This is a genomic window from Aminobacter sp. MDW-2 (assembly GCF_014250155.1).
Taxonomy (GTDB): Bacteria; Pseudomonadota; Alphaproteobacteria; order Rhizobiales; family Rhizobiaceae; genus Aminobacter; species Aminobacter ciceronei.
In genome coordinates this window covers 1,456,965-1,470,295 of record NZ_CP060197.1, presented here as the reverse complement: position 1 = coordinate 1,470,295, position 13,331 = coordinate 1,456,965, and the positions used below count along the sequence as shown (strand labels likewise).

Below are 13,331 nucleotides of genomic sequence, written 5' to 3'. Positions count from 1 at the left end.
ACATGCTTTTGCGACTATCGTAGCAGATGGCCTGCCTTTAGCGACAAAGGTTTGACGGAAGGTAGGCAAAAACGCCTATCGGGCAGGCAGAAATTGCCTGCAAAATAGGCTGACGCAGCGTCCCCAAGGCTCGCTGCGTACCTGGCCTGACAAAACTTTGGCCTTTTACCTCGCGGCAATCGCCGCGGCCGCACCCGCCATGGTCGTGGCACTCACCCGATTCGCAATCTGCATCGCCCGCTTGCTCCGCAAAAGCTTGCGCGCCTGTGCTGCTGCGAACACCCAGGCGAGGTCGATGGCGATCAACACCGCCGCCATCGTCAGCGTCAGTTCCAGCCAGCCGACGACGCTCACCGAAGCCAGGTCGATGATCGTCGGCAACAGCGCCAGATAGAACATCATGATCTTGGGATTGCCGAGCGTCACGGCCATGCCGGCAGCGAAAAGCTTGAGCGGAGAATCCTGGCTCGGCATCTCGCCTTCGCGCGTGTCGACGGGGGCCGTCCACATTTTCCAGGCGAGGTAGACGAGATAGGCGACGCCAGCCCACTTCACCACGACGAAGGCCATGTGAAAGGACTGCGCCACGAAGGCGAGGCCAAACACCGCCAGCGAAAGCCAGATCGCCTCGCCGATCCACATCGCCGCCAGGAACGGCAACACGTCACGAAAGCCCTTCGAGATGACCCGTGCCACCAGTGCTGCAATGGAAGGCCCGGGCGAACCGGCGGCAACAAGCAGAGCACCGGCAAAGATCAGAAGCGAAGTCGGTTCCATCGTCATCCCCGAATGGCTGGTCGCGGAACCTTACGGCATGCGCCGCAACTTGCAACCGCCAGACGAACCAGGCGCCTATGCCATCAACTTTGCGAGATCGGACAGGAAAGCAGGTTGTCCAGGACAGCCTACAGGCAAATGAATAGCTCGCGCGCCGGCACGATGTCGGGTGGCCGGCACCTCGGCACGCCACGGAGGAGATGTCATGGCCAAGTTTCTCTTCGTCTATCACGGCGGCGCCATGCCGCAATCGGAGGAAGAAGGCGCCAAGGTGATGAAGGCCTGGATGGACTGGTTTGCCGGCTTGGGCGCTGCCGTCGTCGATGGCGGCAATCCGGTCGGCAAGTCTCAGACGGTTGCCGCCAACGGCGCTGTTACCAATGACGGCGGCGCCAATCCGGTCAGCGGCTATTCGGTGTTCGACGCCAAGGATCCCGCCGACGCCGCGCGCATCGCCAAGGGCTGCCCTATCCTCCACGCCGGTGGTTCGGTGGAAGTCGCACCCATCATCGAGATGTAGTCGGGGTCGCACCCACGCCCCAAAGCAAAAAGGGCGCCTCCATTGGAGACGCCCTCTTGATTTGTGCCGCGTGGCTTATGCCGCGCCGGCGGTCTTCGACGACTTCTCGAAGCGCTTGCGCTCGTTCGGGTCGAGATAGAGCTTGCGCAGGCGGATGGTCTTCGGCGTCACTTCGACCAGTTCGTCGTCCTGGATCCAGGCGAGCGCGCGCTCGAGCGTCATGCGGATCGGCGGCGTCAGGCGCACTGCTTCATCCTTGCCGGCGGCGCGGATATTGGTCAGCTTCTTGCCCTTCAGCACGTTGACCTCGAGGTCGTTGTCGCGGCTGTGGATACCGATGATCATGCCCTGGTAGACCTTCACGCCGGCGTCGATGACCATCGGGCCGCGGTCTTCCAGGTTCCACATGGCGAATGCAACCGACTCACCCTGATCATTGGAGATCAGAACGCCGTTGGTGCGACCGGGCAGCTCGCCCTTGTAGCCCTGGTAGGAGTGGAACAGGCGGTTCATGACAGCCGTGCCACGCGTATCGGTGAGCAGTTCCGACTGGTAGCCGATCAGGCCGCGCGTCGGCGCATGGAACACCAGACGCTGGCGGTTGCCGCCTGAAGGACGCAACTCGACCATCTCGGCCTTGCGCTCCGACATCTTCTGGACGACGACGCCGGCATGCTCTTCATCAACGTCGATGACGACTTCTTCGACGGGCTCGAGCAGGTCGCCGTTCTCGTCCTTCTGCATGACGACACGCGGACGCGACACGGCAAGCTCGAAGCCCTCGCGGCGCATCGTTTCGATCAGCACGGCCAGCTGCAATTCGCCACGGCCGGAGACGTAGAACGAATCCTTGTCGGCCGATTCCTCGATCTTGAGGGCGACGTTGCCTTCGGCTTCCTTGAGCAGACGGTCGCGGATGACGCGGCTGGTGACCTTGTCACCTTCGGTGCCGGCCAGCGGCGAGTCGTTGACGATGAAGGACATGGTGACGGTCGGCGGATCGATCGGCTGCGCATGCAGCGGCTCGGTCACGGCCGGGTCGCAGAAGGTGTCGGCGACGGTTCCCTTGGAAAGGCCGGCGATGGCAACGATGTCGCCTGCCTGCGCTTCTTCGATCGGCTGACGCTCGAGACCACGAAAGGCGAGGATCTTGGAGACGCGGCCGGTTTCCAGCAGCGAACCGTCATGGTGCAGCACCTTGACCGGCTGGTTGGACTTCAGCGTGCCGGATTCGATGCGGCCGGTGATGATGCGACCGAGGAACGGGTTCGCCTCGAGAATGGTGCCGATCATGCGGAACGGGCCGGGGTGAACCGTCGGTGCCGGTACGTGCTTGAGCACGAGGTCGAACAGCGGCGCCAGGCCCTGGTCCTTCGGGCCTTCCGGATTCTCGGAAACCCAGCCATCGCGGCCCGAACCGTAGAGGATCGGGAAGTCGAGCTGTTCGTCGGTGGCGTCGAGGGCTGCGAACAGGTCGAACACCTCGTTGATGACTTCCTGATGGCGGCCATCAGGACGGTCGATCTTGTTGATGACGACGATCGGCTTCAGGCCGACCTTGAGCGCCTTGCCGACCACGAACTTGGTCTGCGGCATCGGGCCTTCGGCAGCGTCGACCAGAACAATCGCGCTGTCGACCATCGACAGGATGCGTTCGACCTCGCCGCCGAAATCGGCGTGGCCAGGGGTGTCGACGATGTTGATGCGGGTGTCCTTCCAGTCGACCGAAGTCGCCTTGGCCAGGATGGTGATGCCGCGTTCCTTTTCGAGATCGTTCGAATCCATCGCGCGCTCGGCGACGCGCTGGTTTTCACGGAACGAGCCGGATTGCTTGAGAAGCTGGTCGACGAGCGTGGTCTTGCCATGGTCGACGTGCGCGATGATCGCGATATTGCGGAGGTTCATATGTCTACTCGGGAGCGTTGCGGGCACTGCCTGTCGACGCGCCGCGTTTCGTGTGGCCGGGCTCATACAGCTTTTTTCGCAAATGCGAAAGGGGGGCAGGCAAATCGGCCGATTTTCTGCCCGCCGGTAAGCCTACAAGAAGTCGCCCCAGTCGGCCCGTCGTGCCGACCTGAACAGCTCGCCATCGCGCTTGGTCAAGAGCTTTTCCTCGATCGAGCCATTTTCCAGGCACAGTTTGAGCTGGACCTTGCCCGATCCGCCGCGCGCCGGCGCCAAGACCCGGGCGCGGAATGGTTCAGCCGGCATGCGCGACGCGGCCAGGAAAATGTACTTCTCGTCTTCCCACGGCACCTCGCCACGCTTGGTCAGCCGATGCAGCCGCGAGCGCGCCACGCGGCGCGAAAAATGGCACCAGTCGGGCTCGACGATCGGGCAGGCGTCGGCATGCGGACAAGGTGCAGTCAGATGTGCGCCGAGATCGATGAGGCGCTGTCGCACCGCCATCATGCGCTGCCAGCCGGCCGGCGTGCCGGGCTCGACCACGACAAGCAGGCCATCGGTGGCAGCCCACAGGCGCTCGACCAACGCGAGCCCCTCGGCCGGCGACAACTCGTCCAGCACATAGGCCAGCGTCACCAGATCGGCCTTGTCGGCCTCGAAGCTCTTGGCGGCATCCGCCACGCGCCAATCCACATGCGCAACGCCCGAATGCGCCGACAACGCAAGGCCAACCTTACGGATCGCCTGGCTTGCCTCGAGCATCGTCGCGGAATCGATGCTCGGCCAGCAGTCCGAAGCCGCCCAAAGTGCCGTGCCTGGACCGGCACCGACGTCGAGCAGGCTTTTCGGCGCAAAGTCAGGCATCAGCTCGGCGGCACTTTCGAGACTCGCCCTGACGGCCGCAAATGTCGCCGGCAGCCGCGTCGCCAGATAGGCGTTGGCGAACATCTCGTCCGACAGATGCAGTTTTCCATCGCGCAACTCGGCGCGATAGCGGCTCGACAAGGTGTCGGCAGCCCGCTGCAACTCGCCAAGCGGCACGCCTTCCAGCGCCCGGTCGACCGCCGCCCGCAATGCTGCCGGTAGTTCCATCGGCCTGCCCGTCCGCGGCCTAGACGAGGCCGCGCTTTTCCATCATCGCCTCCGGCGACGGCAACTTGCCGCGGAAGGCCTTGTAGAGTTCTTCCGGATCGGCCGAACCGCCTGCCGCATAGATGTGCTTGCGCAGCTTCTCGGCCATGCCGGGATTGAAGGCGTCGCCGGTTTCCTCGAAGGCGGCGAAGGCGTCGGCGTCGAGCACTTCCGACCACATGTAGGAGTAGTAGCCGGCCGAATAGCCCTCGCCCGAGAACACATGCAGGAAATGCGGCGTACGGTGACGCATGACGATCGCATCCGGCATGCCGAGCTTTTCCAGTGTCTCGGCTTCGAAGGCGGCGGGCTCCGTCGGTGCGTCCGGCCGGGCATGATAGGCCATGTCGACAAGCGCCGACGAAGCGAACTCGACGGTGGCAAAGCCGGCGCCGAAAGTCTTGGCAGCCAGCATCTTGTCGAGCAGAGCCTTGGGCATCGGCTTGCCGGTCTTGTAGTGCAGCGCATGCTTTTCCAGCACCGCCGGCACCGTCAGCCAGTGTTCGTAGAGTTGCGACGGCAATTCGACGAAGTCGCGGCTGACCGAGGTGCCCGCCACTGACGGCCAGGTGACATCGGTCAGCATGCCATGCAAAGCGTGGCCAAATTCATGGAACAGCGTCTTGGCCTCGTCGAGCGACAGCAGCGCCGGCTCGCCGGCCTTCGGCTTGGCGGAGTTCATGATGTTGTAGATGATCGGCGTCGAGCCCTTGCCCAGCCTGTAGCCTGACTGCAGCGCACTCATCCAGGCACCCGAACGCTTCGACTGGCGGGCAAAATAGTCGGCGAGGAAGAGCCCGCGCGTGCTGCCGTCGGCGTTGAACACCTCGAACACCCTGGCATCGGGATGCCAGGCGGCAACATCGGGCACTTCCTTGAAGGTGATGCCGAACAACCGCGTCGCGACATCGAAGCAGGCCTTGATGACGTTCTCGAGCTGGAGGTAGGGCTTCAGCTCGGCCTCGTCGAAGGCGTATTTCTCCGCCCGCAGCTTCTCCTGATAGAAGCGCCAGTCCCAGGCGGCGAGCTTGTCGTTGCTGCCGGCGGCCGCTGCAAGGCGCTGCAGTTCGGTCTCGTCGGCGGCGGCCTTCTCGCGCGCCTTGTTCCACACCGGCTCGAGCAGCTCCATCACCGCCTTGGGGGTCTTTGCCATGGTGTCGTCGAGCTTCAGCGCCGCATAGCTGTCATAGCCGAGCAGCCTGGCCTTTTCGGCGCGCAGGCTGAGCGTATCGCGCACAATGCTGGCATTGTCGGTCTCGCCACCTGTTTCGCCGCGTCCCGCAAAGGCCTTGAATGCCTTTTCGCGCAGGTCACGCCGCTCGGAGAACGTCGTGAACGGCTCATAGATCGAGCGTGACAAGGTGACGGCGTACTTACCCGTCTCGCCGCGCGCCTCGGCAGCCTGGCCCATCGCACCACGGACAAATTCCGGCAGGCCGTCGAGATCGCCTTCGTCGAGAAACAGCACCCATTCCCTCTCGTCGGCCAGAACGTTCTGGCCGAACTTGGCGCCAAGCGAGGCAAGCTCTTCCTGGATAGCGGCAAGCCGCTTCTTGCCCACCGGGTCGAGCTTGGCACCCGAACGGACGAAGCCTTTCCAGGTTTTTTCCAGCACCCTCAGCGTCTCAGGGTCTAGGCCGAGCGAAGCGCGGCGGGAGTAGAGATCGTCTATGCGTGCAAACAGCTTCTCGTTCATCGAGATCGCCGAGAAATGGCGAGCCATCTTCGGCGAGATCTCACGCTCCATCGCCTGGATCGCGTCATTGGTGTGGGCACCGGCGCGGCACCAGAAGATCGAGGACACGCGGTCGAGCGCATCACCTGCGAGCTCCATTGCTTCAAGCGTGTTGGCGACCGTCGCTTGTTCCGCATTGGCGGCAATCGCATCGATCTCGGCGGCGTGCGCGGCAAGCGCTGCATCAAACACCGGCCCGAAATCGCTGTCCTCGATCCTGGTGAAATCCGGCAGGCCGAGCGGCCCGGTCCAATGGGTCAGCGGATGACGCGCGAGATCGATGTTCTGGCTGGCGGACATGAATGGCTTCCTCGATTGGCATTCGGTTCGGACAGCCTCGATGTAGGGCCGGACCGGTAACTGCGCAACCGCATTGACTCGTCGCCTCACGTAAACTAAGTAACCCATATAATAAGGATTACTTACTAAAATGCCTGCCAGTCCGGAAACCGACACTTTCGGCTTCATCGTCAACGATCTCTCGCGCATCATCCGCGCCGAGATGGACCGCCGCACCACTGAAGCCGGCCTCGGCCTGACCACCGGCGAGGGCCGGGCGCTGCTCAATGTCAGCCGCACCGGTCCGATCAGGCAGACGGCATTGGCCGAGCGGCTGGGTGTCGAAGCGATGACCCTGAGCGGTCTTGTCGACCGGCTAGAAGCCAAGGGTTTCGTCGAGCGCCAGCCCGATCCGGCCGATCGCCGTGCCAAGCTGGTCACCCTCACCGAAGCCGGGTCCACCGTCGTCAGGCAGATCGAGCCGATCGCCGCCGCGATCCGAAGCGAGGCAGCGCTTGGCATCGATCCGGACGACTGGCAGCGCCTTCTCGTTTCACTGCGGGCAGCCCGCACCAACCTGCTCGCCACGCGCACCGAAGCGCTATCGGGCGAGGACACGGCGGCATGAACATGCGCACCGATATCAGCCAGGCGCTGGACCTTGTGGAAACCGCACCGATCATGAGCGAGCGCCGGGTGTCGCTGATCGGCGGCCTGATGGTTGCCATCGGCCCGATCTCGCTGGCGCTGTTCACGCCGGCCATGCCCGAGATCGTCCAGGCCTTCGGCACCACCGAAGCTGCAGTCAAGATGACGCTGTCGCTCTATTTCGGCGGTTTTGCCTTTGCCCAGCTCGTCTGTGGCCCGCTCTCCGACGGTTTTGGCCGCCGCCCGATCACGCTCGCCTTCATGGCGATCTATCTTGCCGCAAGCGTTCTGGCGCTGATGGCGCCGAACATCGAAACGCTCGTCGTCGCGCGCTTCCTGCAGGGCGTCGGCGCCGCCGTCGGTGTTTCGGTGGCGCGTGCCGTCGTTCGCGACGTCTTCACCCACGAACGCTCCGCCCGCATCATGAACATGATCGGCATCCTTTTGGCCCTCGGCCCGGCCATCGCGCCAACCCTCGGCGGCCTGACCATGGAGTTGTTCGGCTGGCATGCCATCTTCGTGGTGATGGTGCTGCTCGGCGTCGTCGTCATGCTGGTGGCGATCTTTGCCCTGCGCGAAACGGTGACGCGCGACCTCAGCCGCATCAGGCCGAAAGCCCTCGTTGCCTCCTACGGCTCGCTCTTCCGCAGCCCCTATTTCGTGCTCTGCTGCCTGGTCATCGCCGGCACGACCGGCGCGATCTACACCCAAGCGACCGTGCTGGCCTTCATTCTGATGGAGCGTGTCGGCCTCACGCCCACCCAGTTCGGCGTCGGCATGCTGATGCAGACCGCCAATTTCATGGCCGGCGCGATCGTCATGCGCATCTTCATGAAGCGTTTCGGCGCAGCAAGGATGGTGCCCGTCGGCCTGGTTTTCGTTGCCATCGGATCGATCGCCATGGCCATCCTGCTCAGGACCTATGAACCCAGCTTCCTGCTGGTCATGGTTCCGGTCGGCATCTACGCCTTCGGCATCGCCATGATCTCGCCGGCGATGATGACGGCGGCGATGGCGCCCTTCCCCGAAAATGCCGGGGCGGCATCCGCCATGATGGGCTTCTTCCAGATGGGCGCGGGAATGGTTGGCGGTGCAGCGGCGGCATTGATGGGTGACCCGGTCAATGCGCTCGCCACCGTGATCCCGATCATGGGCCTCCTTGCCATCCTGTCATGGCTGATCTGGCGCCGTCTGCCGGAGCCGTCGCTGATGGCACGGCTGAAGCAGGGCTAGAGCAGCAGCAGTTTTCCGTCCGGAATTGCGCAGGACATGGAGACAGAGAGCTTCCGCAACCGACGAAAAGCGGAAACGCCCTAGAAGCCGTCGCAATTCTCGCCGATCGTCATCTGCGTGTTGGCGACGATGAGGCCGTTCCTGGCGGTAAATGTCTCGCGCGTCGTCATGTCATTGTTGGGGAAGTCGTAGCAGGTACGCACCACGGTCGTTTCGCCCATTTCCGCTTCGATCTTGTGGCGGATCTTGGCGCCTTTCACGGCAACCTGCCATTCATCCATCGAGGCGATGAACTCCGCCTTGCTCTGGGTCACGCCAATATCGTCGAGCCGTATCGTCGCATTGTCGGCCAACAGTTGCGACAAGGTCGGACCATCCGCCTTGAGCAGCGCCTGATACCAACGGTCGACGATGCTCTCCTGCGCCACGGCGCCGGCAGCCACCAGCAGCGCCAGGACTGCTGCAATCGTACGAACGGGCAACATCGCACGCCTCCCTGTCGGACAGGAGAATTGTCGGACGAGAGCATTAAACCCAGATCGCGACCGGAATGCCATTGATATCGCGCCCGGGCGGCGACGGAAAGCTCATGGTCTCGCCGCGACGGTGCCGCTCGGCGATCAGCATCATCGCGCAGGCATCGAGGAAGTCGTCAGCAGCCGCACCGCGCGGCGCAGGCTGGTCGAGAAAGCCGCGGCCATGGCCGACGCGCGCCAGAAGCGTTTTCCGCTCCGCCATGCCGTCGGGATTGACGCGACCCTTGATCTTCTTCGGCAGTCTCATCGCCTGCCCGCCATTCAGCCGCCAGAACGCCACTTCGGGATGGGATTCGATCACGCGCTCACGCAGCTCCGGCCTCGAGATCATCAGCGCGTCGATCTCCCGTATCTTGGAAAATATGCCGAAGGCCTGGATCGAGACGCCGCGTGGCGGCTCAGAGGTCCTCATAGCGACCTCGCTCGACCGGCGATGCGCGGCGTACCAGGCCTCGAGGTCGGTGAACTCGGCCGCCTCGGCATGGACTGCCGCGCGCGACGGGATCGAAAACACGCTCGATTGCCGCTGACCGAGCAAAGGCCGCACCAGCATCTCGGGACCACGACCACCCTTGGTGGTGAAGTCAGGCAGGCCGATCGGCATGTCGACCGCCACCACCGCATCGTCTGGAATTGCCGCCAACAGCGCGTCGAAGCTGCCGAACACCTGAGCTCTCGTTCCGGCGTCGTCGCGGATCACCGCGACCCATCCGGCCTTGCAGCCGTCGACGCCGGCAACCGTCACGCCCCAGAATCCTGGCCGGGTTTCCGGCTCCGCGAGGGATGGATGAGCGTGCGCAGCTCGACCATCGCCATCGGATGCGACAGGCTTTGCGCATCGGTTTCGAGCTGCAGCTCGTCGCCGCCGCGCTTCGACGTGCGCGCCAGGATCTCGTAGACGGCGGCCGTGGTCGACTGCAGCGCCTTGGATGGCGTGTGCCCGGCCAGCAGTCGCGCCAGAAAGACGGCAGCACTCAGGTCGCCGAGCCCGTTCGGCGGGCGCTCGACCGTGCGGTGCTCGGCCAGCAGCGCCTGCGTCTGGGTGACCAGCAAATTGCCCGTGCCGTTGGCCATCATCGCCGGCGCCGAGGTGACCAGCATCGTTGCCGGCCCGAGCCCGAGGGCAGTCGCCATTGTCGAACGCATGTCGTCGGCCTTGGCACCCGCCAGCCATTCGAGCTCATAGCGATTGGGCGTGGCGATATCGGCCAAGGGCAGCAACCTGTCGCGAATGCCCGCGGCCAGCGTCTCGGCGACATAGAGCCCACCCTTGTCGCCGATGACGGGATCGCAAACATAGAGCGCCTTCGGATTTCTCACCTTCACCGTTTCGACCAGCGAGGCCACAGCTTCCACCTGGCCTGGCTCGCCGAGATAACCCGACAGCACCGCAGCGACTTCGCCGAGCCATGGCGCCCGTTCAAGATCGGCCATGAAGGCGGCGAATTGTTCTGTCGGCGGCACGATGCGCGTCGCGCGGCCATGGCCGGGATGCCACGGCAAGATCACCGTCGGTACGGCCCAGACCGGGTGGCCGAGCGTCTCCAGCGCAAACACCGCCGCGCGGTTGCCCACCGACCCGCGCGCGACATGGCTCGACACGACGATGACCGCGCGTGGCGCTCCGGACTGTTCAGTGCTCATCAGATTTTCACCAGTGCAATGTAAGACAACAACCAGAAGAAAAGCGCGATAGCCAACACAGCACCCAGCAGCATGTAGAGGCCATTGGGCGTCTCGCCTTCTTCTTTCGCAGCATATCTGTGGCGTGCGACAAACGAACGTCCGCCATGGTCGCTCTCACGCGACAGCCGTTTGAGGATGCGGCGAGATTGCGCCGGCCCCTCATCCTCACTGCCTGTCACCACTATCCGCCTCGAACCAGATAATTGATCAGCCACAGAACGAGGCCGATGGTCAGGAGAAAACCGAGGATGCGGCCGATGCGCGTGCCGATGTGCTCGATCGGATCGGCCTTGTCGACGTCGGCGGCGCCGAGATGATTGCGCATTTCGCTGGCCTTGCGCGCCACGAACGACGCGCCGCCAGGGTCGCTCTCGCGTGCTATGCGGTCGAGAATGCGGCGCGATTCCTTCTCGCCGTCGCTGTCTCTCGGTGACGCCATCGTCAAAAACTCCTGGCATCATCGCCAAATCGAACGCCGGTTTTCTCCGGGCGCGTTTGTGATAATGCTGTCGGATCAGTTGCTTTGTCGAGGACAAACAGATGCGCATGCAAGCTTCGCCGGCACTTCCTGCTTTCCGTCTGCTTCCGGCTTTCGTTGTTCTGGCGATCGTCATGCCGTTGCTGTCGGCCTGTGGCTACAACACCATCCCGACCCAGGAAGAGCAGGCGAAGGCGGCATGGAGCGAAGTGCTGAACCAGTACCAGCGCCGCGCCGACCTCATCCCCAACCTGGTCGAGACGGTGAAGGGTTATGCCTCGCATGAGAAGGACACGCTCGAAGGCGTCGTCGAGGCCCGCGCCAAGGCAACCCAGGTGACGGTGACGCCGGAAACGCTGACCGACCCCAACGCCTTCAAGGCTTTCCAGGACAACCAGGCCGGCCTGACCAGCGCGCTGTCACGCCTGCTCGCGGTTGTCGAGAACTACCCCGACCTCAAGGCCAACCAGAACTTCCTCGCTTTGCAGGCCCAGCTCGAAGGCACCGAAAACCGCATCGCCGTCGCCCGCCGCGACTACATCGAGACCGTTCGCATCTACAACACCTCGCTCAAGACCTTCCCCGCCATGATCTGGAACACGCTCTGGTTCCGCAACCAGCCGTTCCAGAACTTCACCGTCGCCGAAGATAAGCTCGAGGCGCCCAAGGTGAATTTCGGCACCGGCCAGGGCGGGTAATGACGGCGTCACGCGCCCAATGAAGTGGCGGAAATGACCTTGAGCGCAGGCGCCTGCACCCCCCCCTCTGGCCTGCCGGCCATCTCCCCCACAAGGGGGGAGATCAGCTGGCCGCGCAGGCTGCGCTCATTGCACATATCGAACGTCCAGCATGCCGGCCGACGCTGCCAATCTCCCCCCTTGCTGGGAAGATGGCCGGCAGGCCAGAGGCGGGTGCACAAGCACGTCCCTGCCCTTCTCGCATTGCTTCTGCTGTTGTTTGCGGCTCCCGTCCTCGCCGCCGAACTGCCCATCCTCACCGGCCGTGTCGTCGACGACGCCGGCATCATCGACGCCGCCACCGAAGCCGAGCTGGTCCAGAAACTCGCGGCCTTCGAGCAGAAATCCTCCGACCAGATCGTCGTCGCCACCATCCCCAGCCTCGACGGCGAGGAGATCGAGCCCTATGCCAACCGCCTGTTCCGCGCCTGGAAGCTCGGCCAGGCCGGCGAGGACAATGGCGTGCTGCTGATCGTGGCGCCCAACGACCGGCGCATGCGCATCGAAGTGGGTTACGGCCTGGAAGGTGTGCTCACCGACCTGCACACCAAGCTGATCATCGAGAACACCATGGTGCCGGCCTTCCGCGCCGGCGATTTTTCGGGCGGCATTTCCAAGGCGGTCGACGACATCGTCATGGTCGTCGAGGGCGATGGCGCCGAACTCGAGGCACGCGCCAAGCGCAATGAGCAGACCGGCGTTGCCGGCTGGAGCGAAGACGACATCATCTTTTTCGTCTTCATAGCGCTTTGGGCGACTCTTTTCTTTGGCGGCATGGCCATGGCCATCCTGCCGCGCATGTATGGCCGCAGGCTCGGACCCGGCCGCTACGAGTGGCTCGGCATGACCTTCAATTACAACCAGCGCTCCGGCTCGTCGTCATCAGGCGGCGGCTGGTCCTCGGGTAGCGGCGGCGGAGGCTGGTCGTCGGGCGGCGGTGGCGGCGGATTTTCCGGCGGGGGCGGGTCCTCCGGCGGCGGCGGTTCATCGGGGAGCTGGTAGAACGACATGACCCAGACCACGCTCCCCCCCAGCGATCACGGACGCATCGCCGCGGCCATCCGCGCCGCCGAAGCCCAGACCTCGGGCGAGATCTACTGCGTCGTCGCCCACCGCAGCGATGGCTACTTCTTTGCCGCGGCCTTCGCCGTCATCACGGGCATCCTGCTGGTCAGCCTCGCCGCCGCCTTCGCGCTCGAACACTGGTGGGTCGCCGTCCGGCTGCCGCATTTCGTCATCGTTCAGCTGCTGGCGGCGGCGGCTGCCTGCGCGCTGTTGTGGTGGCTGCCTGGCCTGCGCATCCGGCTCATCCCGCGCGGCCTGCTCTACCGCGCCGCCCACGCCAACGCGCTCAGGCAGTTCTTTGCCCGCAACGTGCATCTCACCACCGCACGCACCGGCGTGCTGATCTTCGTGTCGCTGGCCGAACGTTATGTCGAGGTCGTCGCCGACGCCGGCATCCACGCCAAGGTTCCGCAGGATGCCTGGGACGGCATCGTCCGCGACCTCACCGCGGAAGCGCGTGCCAACCGTCTCGCCGACGGTTTCGTTGCGGCCATCGCCACGGTCGGCACCCTGCTAGCCCGGCATTTCCCGGTGTCCTCAGCCGACGTCAACGAACTCGACGACCACCTCGTCGAGATCTGACCGCATAGCCCTGGTGAGT

General features: G+C 64.1%; 15 protein-coding genes. 6 read left to right on the top strand and 9 right to left on the bottom strand.

Annotated elements, in window-relative coordinates; all coding sequences use genetic code 11:
• Positions 1-165 precede the first annotated feature (165 nt).
• Entirely contained in the window at positions 166-777 is a 612-nt protein-coding gene (locus H5P29_RS07155; protein ID WP_067966014.1) for a LysE family translocator, read from the bottom strand.
• Between the two features lie 205 nt (positions 778-982).
• Between H5P29_RS07155 and H5P29_RS07150 the strand changes: the two genes are divergently transcribed.
• Positions 983-1,297 carry a YciI family protein gene (locus H5P29_RS07150; RefSeq protein ID WP_067956501.1) on the top strand — a complete coding sequence of 105 codons (315 nt, stop codon included), beginning with the start codon at positions 983-985 and terminating at the stop codon, positions 1,295-1,297.
• Positions 1,298-1,372: 75 nt separating this feature from the next.
• Here the strand turns inward: H5P29_RS07150 and typA are convergent, their stop codons facing one another.
• From typA to H5P29_RS07135, 3 genes are all read right to left on the bottom strand, one after another.
• The gene (gene typA / locus H5P29_RS07145; protein WP_067956499.1) at positions 1,373-3,202 is read right to left on the bottom strand and encodes a translational GTPase TypA; all 1,830 of its coding nucleotides are present in this window, start codon (positions 3,200-3,202) and stop codon (positions 1,373-1,375) included.
• 132 nt (positions 3,203-3,334) lie between these two features.
• The gene (locus tag H5P29_RS07140) at positions 3,335-4,294 is read right to left on the bottom strand and encodes a small ribosomal subunit Rsm22 family protein (protein ID WP_067956497.1); all 960 of its coding nucleotides are present in this window, start codon (positions 4,292-4,294) and stop codon (positions 3,335-3,337) included.
• Between the two features lie 19 nt (positions 4,295-4,313).
• Positions 4,314-6,368 carry a M3 family metallopeptidase gene (locus H5P29_RS07135; protein ID WP_154386224.1) on the bottom strand — a complete coding sequence of 685 codons (2,055 nt, stop codon included), beginning with the start codon at positions 6,366-6,368 and terminating at the stop codon, positions 4,314-4,316.
• Positions 6,369-6,498: 130 nt separating this feature from the next.
• Here H5P29_RS07135 and H5P29_RS07130 point away from each other — a divergent pair, with 130 nt between their 5' ends.
• Together H5P29_RS07130 and H5P29_RS07125 are read left to right on the top strand one after the other, a co-directional pair.
• A complete protein-coding gene (locus H5P29_RS07130) occupies positions 6,499-6,975 on the top strand; it encodes a MarR family winged helix-turn-helix transcriptional regulator (RefSeq protein ID WP_067956493.1) in 477 nt (158 codons plus the stop codon).
• Positions 6,972-8,228 carry a multidrug effflux MFS transporter gene (locus tag H5P29_RS07125; protein ID WP_067956491.1) on the top strand — a complete coding sequence of 419 codons (1,257 nt, stop codon included), beginning with the start codon at positions 6,972-6,974 and terminating at the stop codon, positions 8,226-8,228. Before H5P29_RS07130 ends, H5P29_RS07125 begins: the two co-directional genes overlap by 4 nt.
• A gap of 80 nt (positions 8,229-8,308) precedes the next feature.
• Here the strand turns inward: H5P29_RS07125 and H5P29_RS07120 are convergent, their stop codons facing one another.
• From H5P29_RS07120 to H5P29_RS07100, 5 genes are read right to left on the bottom strand one after another with little or no spacing between them, the layout of a single operon-like run.
• Positions 8,309-8,713 carry a nuclear transport factor 2 family protein gene (locus tag H5P29_RS07120; protein ID WP_067956490.1) on the bottom strand — a complete coding sequence of 135 codons (405 nt, stop codon included), beginning with the start codon at positions 8,711-8,713 and terminating at the stop codon, positions 8,309-8,311.
• Between the two features lie 43 nt (positions 8,714-8,756).
• Positions 8,757-9,509 (bottom strand): DUF429 domain-containing protein, encoded by a 753-nt coding sequence (locus tag H5P29_RS07115; protein WP_067956488.1) that lies wholly within the window; start codon positions 9,507-9,509, stop codon positions 8,757-8,759.
• Positions 9,506-10,408, bottom strand: a complete 903-nt coding sequence (gene pdxY / locus H5P29_RS07110) for a pyridoxal kinase PdxY (protein ID WP_067956485.1) — start codon at positions 10,406-10,408, stop codon at positions 9,506-9,508. The genes H5P29_RS07115 and pdxY overlap by 4 nt, the downstream gene beginning before the upstream one ends.
• Positions 10,408-10,629, bottom strand: coding sequence for a hypothetical protein (locus H5P29_RS07105; RefSeq protein ID WP_154386225.1), 222 nt, complete (start codon positions 10,627-10,629; stop codon positions 10,408-10,410). Before H5P29_RS07105 ends, pdxY begins: the two co-directional genes overlap by 1 nt.
• Before the next feature lie 2 nt (positions 10,630-10,631).
• Positions 10,632-10,889, bottom strand: a complete 258-nt coding sequence (locus H5P29_RS07100) for a hypothetical protein (RefSeq protein ID WP_067956482.1) — start codon at positions 10,887-10,889, stop codon at positions 10,632-10,634.
• Between the two features lie 101 nt (positions 10,890-10,990).
• Here H5P29_RS07100 and H5P29_RS07095 point away from each other — a divergent pair, with 101 nt between their 5' ends.
• From H5P29_RS07095 to H5P29_RS07085, 3 genes are all read left to right on the top strand, one after another.
• Complete coding sequence (locus tag H5P29_RS07095; RefSeq protein WP_067956480.1) at positions 10,991-11,626, top strand: LemA family protein; 636 nt, start codon at positions 10,991-10,993, stop codon at positions 11,624-11,626.
• Positions 11,627-11,806: 180 nt separating this feature from the next.
• On the top strand, positions 11,807-12,667 hold the full coding sequence (locus H5P29_RS07090) for a YgcG family protein (protein WP_067956478.1): 861 nt from the start codon (positions 11,807-11,809) through the stop codon (positions 12,665-12,667).
• A gap of 6 nt (positions 12,668-12,673) precedes the next feature.
• Complete coding sequence (locus tag H5P29_RS07085; RefSeq protein ID WP_067956476.1) at positions 12,674-13,312, top strand: TPM domain-containing protein; 639 nt, start codon at positions 12,674-12,676, stop codon at positions 13,310-13,312.
• The last annotated feature ends 19 nt before the right edge of the window (positions 13,313-13,331 follow it).